This window comes from Thermus caldifontis (assembly GCF_003336745.1).
Lineage (GTDB): Bacteria > Deinococcota > Deinococci > Deinococcales > Thermaceae > Thermus > Thermus caldifontis.
On record NZ_QGMX01000001.1, the window covers coordinates 315095 to 327151 of the forward strand.

Sequence of the window (12057 nt, forward strand, 5' to 3'; positions counted from 1 at the left end):
CTGCCATGAAAGCCTACCTAGGCCTCTACACCGCAAGGCTGGAAACCCCGGCCCGTAGCCTCAAGGAAAAGCGCGCCCTCATCAAGCCGGCCCTGGAGCGGGTCAAGGCCCGCTTTCCCGTTAGCGCCGCCCGGCTCTACGGCCTGGACGCCTGGGGCTTTGAGGTGGTGGGCCTGAGCCTTCTGGGCAACGACCCCGCCTGGGTGGAGGAAACCCTCAGGGAGGCCGCCCGCTTTCTGGCCTACCAGGGGGCTTTCCGGGTAGCCCTGGAGGCGTTTCACCTGGAGGCCATAGACCTAGACGGCTTGGTCTAGACCCGCTCCACCGCCAAGGCCGTGGACCCCCCGGTCCCGTGGCAGATGGCCGCCAGACCCCGCTCCTCCCCCTTGACCTCCAGGGCATTCAAGAGGGTGACCAGGATCCTGGCCCCGCTGGCCCCGATGGGGTGGCCTAAGGCCACCGCCCCCCCGAAGACGTTCAGGCGCTCATAGGGCACCCCCAGAAGCCGGTGGAAGAGGACGTTATTCAGGGCAAAGGCCTCGTTGTTCTCAAAGAGGCCGAAGTCCTTGGTCCCCATGCCCAGCCGGTCCAAAAGACGCTTCACCGCCGGAATGGGAGCCTCGGGGAAGCGCCAAGCCTCCCCCGCCGCCCAGGCCCCTCCCAGCACCCGGGCCAGGGGCTTGAGGCCATGGGCCTTCACCGCCTCCTCCGAGGCCAAAAGGAGGGCCGCCGCCCCGTCGGAAATCTGGCTGGCGTTCCCGGCGGTGAGGATGCCATCCTCCTTGAAGGCGGGCTTCAGGGCCGCCAAGGACTCCAAGGTGGTCTCGGGGCGGATGCCCTCGTCCCGGTCCACCACCACCCTCCCCCTCTTCCCGGGAAGCTCCATGGGGGCCATCTCCCGGGCAAACCACCCCTTCTCCGTGGCCTCCGCCGCCCGCCGGTGGGAGTGGTAGGCCACCTGGTCCACCTCCTCCCGGGATACCCCATGGTCCTGGGCCAGCCTCTCCGCCTGCTCCCCCATGGCCTCGCCCGAAAACGGGTCCGATAGACCGTCCCGGAGCAAGATATCCTGGAGGTTTTCCGGCGCCCCCATGAGGAACTTGTACCCCCACCTGGCCCTATGGGAGAGGTAAAACCCCGCCTGGCTCATGGACTCCATCCCCCCGGCCAGGACCAGGTGGGCCTCCCCCGTGCGCAGGAACTGCACGGCGTTCATCACCGCCATCATCCCCGAGGCGCAGACCATGTCCACCTGGTACCCGTCCACCTCCTTGGGGATGCCCGCCCTCAGGGCCGCCTGCCGGGGCAGTAGCTGCCCGTGCCCGGCTCTCAGCACATTGCCGAACACGTAGAGGTCCAAGGCCTTCCCCTCCACCCCGGCTCGGGCCAGGGCCGCTCGCATGGCGTGGGCCCCCAGCTCCACCGGGCTTACGTCCTTAAACGCCCCCCCAAACTTTCCGATGGGGGTGCGCACCGCGGAAACGATATACACCTCTTGCATGGGCCTATCATACCCCGGTTCCTGCGGCAAGGGTCCTGGTAAGCGATGGGTATACTGGCTCCAGATGACCAGCCGAGGCCTTACCCTTTTGGAGTTATTGGTTGTCCTAGGGGTCCTAGGGGTGTTGCTGGGGCTAGGCCTTCCCCTCCTTTCCCCCAATCGCTTGGCCCTGGACACCGCCGCCCGCTCCCTGGCGGCGCAGGTTACCCGGGCCAGGTTGGAGGCCATCCGGCAAAACAGCTTTGCTGGCCTGGTGGTCTTCACCCAGGACGCAGGGGGGTATGCCGTCTTCGTGGACCGAGACGGGAACCGGGTTTACGACCCGGGCGAAGAGGTGCAGCTGGTACGCCTCGGCCAGGGGGACTGGGCCCGGGTGCGGTTGGACCCCAGCCGAAGCACTTTGGGCAATATGCCCATCCTGTTTGACCCCAGAGGCCTTCCCGCCAAACCCATTACCGGCACCATAAGCCTCACTTCCGGCACCGCCACCCGTAAAGTGGTCATCAGCCAGCAAGGCCGTGCCCGGGTGGAGTAACCCCCCATTTGGGGGATGCCCACCATCCACCTAGGGGCTACCCTGAGAAGCGTGAGAGGGCGCCAAGGTCTTTCCTTGATTGAGCTTCTCGTCCTCTTGGCGGTCTTGGGGGTGGTGCTAAGCCTAAGCGCCGGTATCCTCAACCCCGACCGCCAGGCGGTGAACCAGGCGGCCCAGTCCCTAGCCGCCCAGGTGACCCGGGCCAGGCTCGAGGCTATACGGCAAAACGCTTTCGCTGGTTTGGTCTTCTTTACCACTGGCAACGGAGGGTACGTGGTCTTTGTAGATAGGAATGGCAACAGAACCTACGATGCCAACGAAGCGATCCAAACCGTCACCTTCGGCCAAGGGGACTGGGCACGGGTTCGGCTGGCTGGGGTTTCGGGTGGAACCTCCTTTACTTTTGACACCCGGGGCGTTCCCGCGAGCTTCACCCAGATTGAGATAACCCTCAGCAACCGACAAGGAACCTATAGCAAAACCGTGCAGATCTTGCCGCAAGGGGGGGCGGCTATCCAATGAGAAGACAAGGGTTAACCCTGCTGGAAACCCTTATCGCTTTGGCTGTTTTGGGCATTGCCTTTGGGGCGCTACTCATGAGCCAGCTATCCAACCTACGGGTTTCGGCCCAAAGCCGCTACGCCACCGATGCCAAGGCTGCCGCGGTGAGGGTGTTGGAACAGAAGTCCGCCGAGGTGCTAAAAAGCGAAATCCTTCCCTCACCTGACCCGAAAATAGACGATCCCCAGACCGGGCGGAGCTTCTACTTTGTGGATTACTACTATCGTTGCCCCACCTCAGTAAACCCTCCCCCTGAGCTCAGAGGAAACAGTACCGACAATCTTCGGAACGTAGCCTGCGAAGGGGAAGAACAGCAGGGAAACGTCAAGGTGGACTGGCGTATCTTTGGCGAGAGTGGCATCTTAGGCGAAGGGGTGGTGACCATCGTGGTTACAGCCATGCATGACCGCGGTCCTCAGGTCACGATAGGCCGCCGGGTAACTTGCTACGACGTCTATCCTTCTCCCACTAACGACAAGCCCGCCCCCTGCCCCCCTCCCGGAGGAGGTAGGCCATGAGGCATAGCGGTTTCACACTGGTAGAGGTCCTGGTGGCCTTGGCCATTCTGGTGGTGATTCTTGGCCTCGCCATACGGTACTTCACCAGCAACGCCGAACTAACCCGGGAAACCCAGGCCCGAAGCGAACTTCAAGATCGGGTGCGTATGGTGATGCAGGTGGTCAGCGGAGACCTCCAGATGGCCGGGGCAACCTATTGGAACCAAGGTGCTGAGAATAGAGGTTTCACGCTACCTAGCGGGCACGTCTTGGAGGGAATAGACGGCGGGCCCAAGGATTCTATTAAGATTTCCTACGTCACCAGCCTGCGAGATTCCGGCCAAGCTTGCCGCAGCGTGGAATACGCCTTCCAGGGCGATACCCTGCTACGGAGCGACCTAAATGCTACCCCCACCAGCGGAAGGGACTGTTTGGCACCAGACCCTTCTTTTCAACCTTTAGCAGACGGCATAGCCGCTTTAGACATCCGCTATCTGTGTAGCAACGGACAAAGCCGGGACACCTCCGATTGCGGCTCCGATGCCTACCCCCGCTCCGCCATCGTAGAGGTGGTGGGGTATTCGCTAAGCCCCATGAAGGCTGCCGGGCCCCAAACGATTACCACGGTTTCGGGTGCAAGCGTTGCCTGTCCTGCAGGACGCGGCTGTTATGCCCTTAGGCAGGAAGTGCTATTGCCCAACCTGAAACCCTTGCCTGAGTAAGGAGGAGAAAGTATGCGCACGCAAGGCATTGCCCTAGTAGCCACCTTAGCCTTAATGGCCCTCATCGCCCTTCTGGTCTTTGGCACATTCTTTCGGACCCAGATTGAGCTTTGGATTACCAGAAACGACACCACCTCGGTCCAGGCCTTCTATGCCGCCGAAGCGGGTCTTCAGAAGTACAAAGCCGTGCTTTTCCAACAATACGTTTGGCGTGAGCAGCAGATAAATACCGGGGGGGGAGCTGGGTGCTACTCCTCCTTAGTCACGGGTGTAGACCTTTATCGCAACGGAACCCTCCTTACCTTTACCGATAACCGAATCGTCCTGGCCCAAAACGAAAACGTGTTGGATACCAACGGAAACCCTGTTGGCCAGTATACGGTTACCCTGATCCGAGATGCCCAGGACGGTCAGCTCTTTACCCTTGTGTCCCAGGGTATTTCCAGCGGAGCCAAAGCGACCGTACAAGCCACTTTCCGTCTGAGCAACAGCGGTTATCTGGAGCAAGCAATCTTTGCTGGAACCGGCCAGGCCAACAGGTGGCTGAACGGCGGAGCAACTATAAGGGGTGGTATTTACATTGTGGGCGACCCCAATAATCCTGATCAATACGCGATCGAAAGCAACGGCAATTTTACCTTGTTCAACCATTACAACCTTGCTGCATATTCTGGCATCGCCAATCTAGTCGAAAGCACTTACCAGCAGGTTGACGACCTCTGCGCTAGTGTACGCGTGCAGTACGGTAAAATTTCGGTAGGAGGAAGCACACTCATTGGTGAGCCCAACAACAAGGTAAAGGGCGTCTTCGTAGGAAGGGGTAGCCAAGATATCACGGGGCAGAACGTAAACGTTTGCCAAAACAACAAGGGGGTGTGCACCGAAGCCATGGGATCCTTTGACCTCTCCAATCCCCCACCCTTTCCCACTTTGGACGCAAAACTAGACTCGGACACTTGTAGTAGTTACTCCACGTGGCGCACCTGCTTGCAGGATAAGGCGGTTTTGCGGATAGAGCGGATAGGCAACACCCTAAACTTACTCCAGCCTCTCCAGGCTACCCTCCATCCCTCATGCCTTAGTGCTATGCAATCCGGAACCCTTACTCTGGACCAGGGAACCGTAGATTGCACCTTTACCCGCCTGGACGGTACCTTGGGTGGCTTTAAGTATTCGTATTCCGGCGGGCAAGGGGTTCTGGAGGTATACGGAGACATAACGCTAGAGGGGCTGAATGTGGTCTTTAAGCGGCCAATAGCCTACAGGGCTCTTTCCGGGAGCGCAAAGAAGGCCACCTTTGCTGTACTGGCCAAGAACGGGCAGGGAGGCAGTCTAGTTATAAACGGTAACCTTCTCCCCGATGCTTCCCAAGGGAAGTTCCCCAATCATGTACTGGGCATTATCGCTGAGAAGGATGTCTACCAAAGAGGCCATTATGTGATGGCCCCGGTATACGCTGGAGGAACCTTCCGAGTGGTAAAGGACAACGTTCTCTTCGGTACAGTAATCAGCAACCAGTTCTGCACCACCAGCGCCGGTAACCAGACTGATTGCAACGCTGGCCAAAAGGCCGAGGTGGTTTACATACGCATCCCACAAGAAAACCGTCCCGTGCTTATGCCTAGCCTGAAAGGTGGCGTGCCAACCTTTAAGGTGCTCTCCTACGAGCGGCGTTAGTTTTCACACCCCTTTCACACCCCCGCCCCAACCTAAGGCTGTACCCCCCAAAAGGGGGGGTTGACAGGAAGGGGATAAACCCAAGAGAATGCGGGGTGAAAGGAGGTGAGAGCGGGGTTAATAAAGGGTAAGCCCAGCAGGTAGGCAAGTCGGCAACAGGCACTCATGGCCGCGCCATACATGAAAGCGCGGGAATCTTTAAGGAGGTAAGTAGGTATGCGTAACGCAAAAGGCTTCACCCTGATTGAGCTCCTGATCGTCATCGCCATCATCGGCATCCTGGCGGCGGTGCTGGTACCTAACCTGCTCCAGGCTCGGCGTACAGCCCAAATCCGCGCGGAAGAAGCCTACGCGCAAAACGTCTACAAGGTTGCCAACGCTGCAATTGCTGAGGACCCAAATATTGACCAGGGCGATGTCCAAAAAAGCTGCCTGGGATCCTACACCGTTGGAAACTACAGTGCTGGCACGGCTCCCGCAACTTTGACTACGTGTAACGTTACCTACGACCCCACTACTCAGGTAGTTACAGTGGAATACGGCGGCGCTACCAGTCCCAACAAAACTATCGGCCAGTAGCCTTCCTTCGGCTATACACTGGGTGGGCGAGAAGTTCACCCAGTGTTTGTGTTTGTTTTATTGGGTGGGATGCTCTCCCGGCCTAAGAAGTAGCCCCTAGCTCCACACCCTCGTAGATCTCCCCCAGGGAAACCCCCACCCCCAGGCAGGGGACCTCCACCTCTCCGTCCTCCGGCCCCCAGGCACGGTACAGCCAGCCTTCCGGCCCCCGGAAGTAGACCTCCACCCGGGGGTAACGGCTATCCACCAGGAGGTAGCCCTGGAGGCTGGGAAGCCTTAGGTAGCGCCAAAGCTTCTCCCGGCGGTCGGTGGCCTCTGTGCTTTGGGACAGGACCTCCACCACCAGGCAAGGCCTTTCCTTGTATAGGGGGTGGGCATCCTCCTGGCACACCACCATGAGATCGGGATAGTAAAAGGTGTGCGGGGAAATCCTAAGGCGCATCTCGGAAACAAACACCCGGCAACCCCGCTCCTGGGCCTTTGGGCGCAAGCGATAGAAGAGGTTGCCCACAATGAGGTTATGGGCCTCCGTGGCCCCGGCCATGGCGAAGGGCACCCCTTCCACCAGCTCGTGCCGCTCGGGCTGGGCCTCCTCCCAGGCCAGGTACTCCTCAGCGGTTAACTGCCTAAGGGGCTTGGCCGGCTCACCCATCCCCACCCATTCTACCCACCCCACCCCCGAGGAAGCCCCCTTCCCAGCCCAGTTGGGCGGGAGAGGGAAGAAAGGCTTCCTCCTGCCTCTCCTTGGCCTCCACCCAAAGGGGGCCGAAGTTCGCCTCCTGCTCCAGCCCTACCCGCCCAAGCCGATAGGCCTCCAGAAGGGCGGCAAAGCCCATGGCCTTCTCCTCCCAGGTCCTGAGGGGAAGCCGGTGGAAGGGAAGGCGCCCCTTTAAAAAGCCCCTGATCCGGGCCCAGGCCTCCATGAGGCCAAAGCCTTCCCGGCCCAGGGCCAAGACGGCCTTTCTAAAGGGCCTGGCCGCCTCGGCCAGGGCCCTGGGGGGGAGGCGGAGGCCGGGCCTGGGAAGGGGGGGTGGGGAGACGGGGATGAGCCGGGAACGCCTCTCCAGCCGTTCCTGCAAAAAGGCCACGGTCTCCGAAAGGTCCAAAAGCACCCGCACCAGGGAGGCCTCCTCCCCTTCCTCCCTGGGGGCAAGGGCCCTTTCCGGGGAAAGCCTCAGGACCAGCAACTCCGCCAGGATGGGCAGGAGCTCGCTCCTGGCCCTTAGGTCCTCGGGGACCTGGGAAAGGGCCTGCTCTACGAGGGCAAGCACGGGCAAGGCCCTGGGGGAAACACGCCCCCGCCTAAGGGCCTCCCGCAACTCCTGGGGCGTGCCGGAAAACCCGGGGAACTCCAAGCGAATCACGAAAGCACCGGGCGCTTCGTGGGGAGAAGAAGCCCCACCTTCTCCCGCACCTCCTCCATGGTGGCCTGGGCCACGGCCCGGGCCCGCTTGGCCCCTTCCAAAAGGGCATCCATCACGTAGTCGGGGTCCTTCCTCAGCTCCTCCGCCCGCTCGCGGATGGGGCGGAGGACCTTCATCATCTCCTCAAAGAGGATGCGCTTCACCACCAGGGTCCCGATCCCCGCCTTCCGGTATTCCTCCTTCAAAGCCTCCACCAGCTCCTTGGGGGCAAAGTAGGAAAGGTAGGTGAAGACCACGGTGCGCCCCGGGTCCCCGGGGTCGGCGAGGCGGATGCGCTGGGGATCGTCGGGCAGGTGGCGGATCTTCTCCCAGATGCTCCTTTCGTCCTCCAAGAGGCCGATGGTGTTCCCCAGGGATTTGCTCATCTTGGCCTTGCCGTCTATGCCCGGCACCCTGGGGGCCTCGGGGTTGAGGAGGGCCTCGGGTTCGGGGAAGGTCTCCCCAAAGAGGGCGTTGAAGCGGCGGGCGATCTCCCGGGTGAGCTCAATGTGCTGCACCTGGTCCTCCCCCACGGGCACGGTGTCCGCCTTGTAGATGAGGATGTCCGCCGCCTGGAGCACCGGGTACATGAGAAGCCCGCTCCAGACCGCCTCCTGCTTGGCGGCCTTGTCCTTGAACTGGGTCATGCGGGTGAGGTCCCCCAAGGGGGTGATGGTGGTGAAGACCCAGGAAAGCTCCGTGTGCTCGGGCACGTGGGACTGGACAAAGAGGGTGACCTTCTCCGGGTTGAGGCCGGCGGCCATGTTCACCAAAGCCGCCTCAAAGGTGCGCTGGGCGAGGGTAGAGGGGTCGTAGGCCAGGGGGTTGGTGAGGGCGTGGTAGTCCACGATGCAGAAGAACGCCTCCCGCCCCAACCTCTCCCCCAGCTCCACCCACTGCTTGATGGCCCCCAGGTAGTTGCCGATGTGGATCTCCCCCGAGGGCTGGATGCCGGAAAGAACCCGCGTCATGCCCCTAAGAATAGCAAAAACCCCGCCTAAGCGGGGCCTTTTGGTGCCGGGGGCGGGACTTGAACCCGCACGTCCTCGCGGACACACGACCCTGAATCGTGCGCGTCTACCAATTCCGCCACCCCGGCAGACGCAAGGGTCATTGTACGGAAGGCCCCTATCCCCGTCAAGCCCTAGCGCAGGAGGGTAAGGAGGGCCAGGATCACCGCCAGGGCACTTAGGTAGAGCATGAGGCGGTTTAAGGCGGTGTTGATGTCGCCCTTGAGCTCATGGCGCAGGAGGTCCATGCGGGTTTCCAGAGAAGTTATGCGCTCCGGAAGGGTGGCCATCACCCCTTCCACAATGCCCTCCAACTTGTAAAGCCGCTCCTCGGTGGTCATCTGACTTAAGGCTAGCATAGCCCTTGACCCCGGGACAAAGGAAGCGTAGGCTATAGGGCAATGCGGCGGGGCTTCCTGCTAGACCTAGGCCGGGCGGGCCCGGCTTAGGGAAGCCTTGTCGCCTTCCCCCGGGCCCAAGGACCCGGGGAGTTTTTATAACGGGAGGGAGCATGGGAAAAACGCTTTACGAGAAGGTTTGGGAGGCTCACGAGGTGCGAAGGCTCAAGAACGGGCAAAGCCAGCTTTTCATCGACCTGCACCTCCTCCACGAGGTCACGAGCCCCCAGGCCTTCGGCATGCTGAAGGACTTGGGCCTTAGGGTACGTTACCCCCACCGCACCTTCGCCACCGTGGATCACATCGTCCCCACCCACGACCGCACCGAGCCCTTCCAGGACCCCTTGGCCCAGAGCATGCTGGAAGCCCTCAGACAAAACACAAAGGAGCACGGGGTCACCTTTTTTGACCTGGGAAGCGGCAACCAGGGCATTGTCCACGTGATCGGCCCCCAGCTGGGCCTCACCCAGCCGGGGATGACCATCGCCTGCGGGGACTCCCACACCTCCACCCACGGGGCCTTCGGCGCCGTGGCCTTTGGCATCGGCACCAGCCAGGTGCGGGACGTCCTCGCCACCCAGACCCTGGCGGCAAGGAAGCTGAAGGTACGGCGCATCAACATAGAGGGGAAGCTTGCCCCAGGGGTTTACGCCAAGGACGTGATCCTGCACATCATCCGCCACCTGGGGGTGAAGGGAGGCTTGGGCTACGCCTACGAGTACGGGGGAAGCACGGTGGAGGCCATGGACATGGAAAGCCGCATGACCCTTTGCAACATGTCCATTGAAGGTGGGGCTCGCATCGGCTACGTGAACCCCGACGAGACCACTTTCGCCTACCTCGAGGGCCGCCCCTATAGCCCCAAGGGGGCAGAGTGGGAGGAGGCCAAAAGGCGCTGGCGGGCCGTGGCCTCCGACCCTGACGCCACCTACGATGACGTGGTCACCTTCCGGGCGGAGGAGATCCCCCCCACGGTCACCTGGGGGATCAACCCCGGCCAAGCCCTGCCCATAGATGGGCGGATTCCCCTCTTAGAGGAGCTTCCCCCTGAGGAAAGGCCTCTGGCCGAGGAGGCCTTGGCCTACATGGGCTTTAGGCCCGGGCAACCCATCAAAGGGGTGCCCATCCAGGTGGCCTTCATCGGCAGCTGCACCAACGCCAGGCTTTCCGACCTCCGCGAGGTGGCCCGCCACCTGAAGGGCCACAAGGTGAAAAGGGGGGTGCGGGCCCTGGTGGTGCCGGGCTCGGAGTGGGTGGCCAGGAAGGCGGAGGAGGAAGGCATCGCCGAGGTCTTCCGGGAGGCGGGATTTGAGTGGCGGAACCCGGGGTGCTCCATGTGCCTGGCCATGAACCCCGACCGCCTGCAAGGGGACGAGCTTGCCGCCAGCTCCTCCAACCGCAACTACAAGGGAAGGATGGGAAGCCCAAAGGGGCGCACGGTGCTCATGAGCCCCCTGATGGTAGCGGCGGCGGCGGTGACGGGCGAGATCGCCGATGCCCGGGAAGTGTTTGGGATTGGGAGGTAAACCATGCTGGAGAAGTTCACCGTGATCCGCGGCCGGGTGGTACCCCTTAGGGGCGAGGACATCGACACGGACCGCATCATCCCCGCCCGCTTCATGAAGGTGCTCACCTTTGAGGGGCTTGGGAAGTACCTCTTCTACGATGAGCGGTTTGACGAGAAGGGGGAGCCCAAGCCCCACCCCTTGAACGACCCCCGCTACCAAGGGGCCAGCATCCTCTTGGTGGAGGCGGGTTTCGGTTCCGGAAGTAGCCGGGAGCACGCTCCCCAGGCCATCAAGCGGGCAGGGTTTCGGGCCATCATCGGGGAAAGCTTTGCGGAGATCTTCTTTGGCAACGCCACGGCCATCGGCCTTCCCTGCGTGACCTTGGCCCCAGAGGATCTGGCGGTCCTCTTCCAGGCGGTGGAGCAGGATCCGGACCTCGAGGTGGAGGTGGACCTGGTGAACAAGGAGGTGCGCTTCGGCAGCCGCACCGCCCCTCTCTCCATCCCCGAGGAGGCCCGGGAGGCCTTGGTGGAAGGCCTTTGGGACCCCATTGGGGAGCTTCTTCAGGCGGGGGAGCTTCTGGACCAGTTTGACCGCCGCCTTCCCTACCCCAGGAGGTCAGAGTGAGGATTGCGGTTTTACCGGGGGATGGCATTGGCCCCGAGGTGACCGAGGCCGCCCTAAGGGTCCTTAAGGCCCTGGACGAGGCCCATGGGCTTGGCCTTAGCTACCAGGTTTATCCCTTCGGGGGGGCCGCCATAGACCAGTTCGGCGAGCCCTTCCCCGAGCCCACGCAAAGGGGGGTGGAGGCGGCCCAGGCGGTGCTTTTGGGAAGCGTGGGGGGACCTAAATGGGATAACCTTCCCCGCAGGATCCGCCCGGAAACCGGGCTCCTGGCCCTCAGGAAGAGCCAGGACCTTTTCGCCAACCTGCGCCCCGCCAAGGTTTTCCCCGGGCTGGAGCGGCTTTCGCCCCTCAAGGAGGAGATCGCCCGCGGGGTGGATGTGCTCATCGTGCGGGAGCTCACGGGTGGGATCTACTTCGGGGAGCCCCGGGGGATGTCGGAAGCCGAAGCCTGGAACACGGAGCGCTACAGCAAGCCCGAGGTGGAACGGGTGGCCCAGGTGGCCTTCCAGGCGGCCAGAAAGCGGCGCAAGCACGTGACCAGCGTGGACAAGGCCAACGTGCTGGAGGTGGGGGAGTTCTGGCGCAAAACCGTGGAGGAGGTGCGCCAGCACTTCCCCGATGTTTCCCTGGAACACCAGTACGTGGACGCCATGGCCATGCACCTGGTGAAAAACCCCGCCCGCTTTGACGTGGTGGTGACGGGGAACATCTTCGGGGATATCCTTTCCGACCTGGCCTCGGTGCTCCCCGGCTCCTTGGGGCTTCTGCCTTCCGCCTCCTTGGGCCGGGGCACCCCGGTCTTTGAGCCGGTGCATGGCTCCGCCCCCGATATCGCCGGCAAGGGCATCGCCAACCCCACCGCCGCCATCCTCTCCGCCGCCATGATGCTGGAGCACGCCTTCGGCCTGGTGGAGCTGGCGAGAAGGGTGGAAGGGGCCGTGGCGAGGGCGCTCCTCGAGGCGCCCCCGCCGGACCTGGGAGGCCAGGCGGGCACGGAGGCCTTCACCCAGGAGGTGCTCCGCCGGCTAAAATAGGGAAA

The 12057-nt window shown here is 62.3% G+C and carries 15 protein-coding genes and 1 tRNA gene; 10 read left to right on the forward strand and 6 right to left on the reverse strand.

The annotated features are described in order from the left end of the window. Positions 1-5 precede the first annotated feature (5 nt). Entirely contained in the window at positions 6-314 is a 309-nt protein-coding gene (locus DK874_RS03435) for a DUF503 domain-containing protein (protein ID WP_114312705.1), read from the forward strand. On the opposite strand, the gene DK874_RS03440 is transcribed toward DK874_RS03435, so the two are convergent. After that, a complete protein-coding gene (locus DK874_RS03440) occupies positions 311-1501 on the reverse strand; it encodes a thiolase family protein (RefSeq protein ID WP_114312634.1) in 1191 nt (396 codons plus the stop codon). The genes DK874_RS03435 and DK874_RS03440 overlap by 4 nt on opposite strands. 64 nt (positions 1502-1565) lie before the next feature. Between DK874_RS03440 and DK874_RS03445 the strand changes: the two genes are divergently transcribed. The 6 genes from DK874_RS03445 to DK874_RS12090 all read left to right on the forward strand — a co-directional run bounded on the left by DK874_RS03445 (position 1566) and on the right by DK874_RS12090 (position 6072). Beyond that, on the forward strand, positions 1566-2036 hold the full coding sequence (locus DK874_RS03445; RefSeq protein ID WP_114312635.1) for a GspH/FimT family protein: 471 nt from the start codon (positions 1566-1568) through the stop codon (positions 2034-2036). A gap of 51 nt (positions 2037-2087) precedes the next feature. Continuing rightward, on the forward strand, positions 2088-2558 hold the full coding sequence (locus DK874_RS03450; protein ID WP_240307597.1) for a GspH/FimT family protein: 471 nt from the start codon (positions 2088-2090) through the stop codon (positions 2556-2558). Continuing rightward, the gene (locus tag DK874_RS03455; protein WP_114312637.1) at positions 2555-3115 is read left to right on the forward strand and encodes a type IV pilus modification PilV family protein; all 561 of its coding nucleotides are present in this window, start codon (positions 2555-2557) and stop codon (positions 3113-3115) included. Before DK874_RS03450 ends, DK874_RS03455 begins: the two co-directional genes overlap by 4 nt. After that, positions 3112-3816 (forward strand): PilW family protein, encoded by a 705-nt coding sequence (locus DK874_RS03460; protein WP_114312638.1) that lies wholly within the window; start codon positions 3112-3114, stop codon positions 3814-3816. Before DK874_RS03455 ends, DK874_RS03460 begins: the two co-directional genes overlap by 4 nt. Positions 3817-3828: 12 nt before the next feature. After that, complete coding sequence (locus DK874_RS03465) at positions 3829-5493, forward strand: competence protein ComZ (protein ID WP_114312639.1); 1665 nt, start codon at positions 3829-3831, stop codon at positions 5491-5493. A gap of 216 nt (positions 5494-5709) precedes the next feature. Beyond that, a complete protein-coding gene (locus DK874_RS12090; RefSeq protein ID WP_114312640.1) occupies positions 5710-6072 on the forward strand; it encodes a type II secretion system protein in 363 nt (120 codons plus the stop codon). Between the two features lie 82 nt (positions 6073-6154). On the opposite strand, the gene DK874_RS03475 is transcribed toward DK874_RS12090, so the two are convergent. From DK874_RS03475 to DK874_RS03495, 5 genes are all read right to left on the reverse strand, one after another. After that, positions 6155-6724, reverse strand: a complete 570-nt coding sequence (locus DK874_RS03475) for a Uma2 family endonuclease (protein WP_114312706.1) — start codon at positions 6722-6724, stop codon at positions 6155-6157. Then, on the reverse strand, positions 6717-7436 hold the full coding sequence (locus DK874_RS03480) for a chromosome segregation protein ScpA (RefSeq protein ID WP_240307599.1): 720 nt from the start codon (positions 7434-7436) through the stop codon (positions 6717-6719). Before DK874_RS03480 ends, DK874_RS03475 begins: the two co-directional genes overlap by 8 nt. Beyond that, a complete protein-coding gene (trpS, locus tag DK874_RS03485; RefSeq protein ID WP_114312641.1) occupies positions 7433-8446 on the reverse strand; it encodes a tryptophan--tRNA ligase in 1014 nt (337 codons plus the stop codon). The genes DK874_RS03480 and trpS overlap by 4 nt, the downstream gene beginning before the upstream one ends. A 41-nt stretch (positions 8447-8487) precedes the next feature. Continuing rightward, positions 8488-8574, reverse strand: a tRNA-Leu gene (locus DK874_RS03490). A gap of 45 nt (positions 8575-8619) precedes the next feature. After that, positions 8620-8826, reverse strand: a complete 207-nt coding sequence (locus DK874_RS03495) for a hypothetical protein (protein ID WP_114312642.1) — start codon at positions 8824-8826, stop codon at positions 8620-8622. Positions 8827-8996: 170 nt separating this feature from the next. Between DK874_RS03495 and leuC the strand changes: the two genes are divergently transcribed. From leuC to leuB, 3 genes are read left to right on the forward strand one after another with little or no spacing between them, the layout of a single operon-like run. Beyond that, a complete protein-coding gene (leuC, locus tag DK874_RS03500; protein ID WP_114312643.1) occupies positions 8997-10409 on the forward strand; it encodes a 3-isopropylmalate dehydratase large subunit in 1413 nt (470 codons plus the stop codon). A gap of 3 nt (positions 10410-10412) precedes the next feature. Beyond that, positions 10413-11018 carry a 3-isopropylmalate dehydratase small subunit gene (leuD, locus tag DK874_RS03505; protein WP_114312644.1) on the forward strand — a complete coding sequence of 202 codons (606 nt, stop codon included), beginning with the start codon at positions 10413-10415 and terminating at the stop codon, positions 11016-11018. After that, positions 11015-12052, forward strand: coding sequence for a 3-isopropylmalate dehydrogenase (gene leuB, locus DK874_RS03510; protein ID WP_114312645.1), 1038 nt, complete (start codon positions 11015-11017; stop codon positions 12050-12052). Before leuD ends, leuB begins: the two co-directional genes overlap by 4 nt. Positions 12053-12057: the final 5 nt, after the last annotated feature.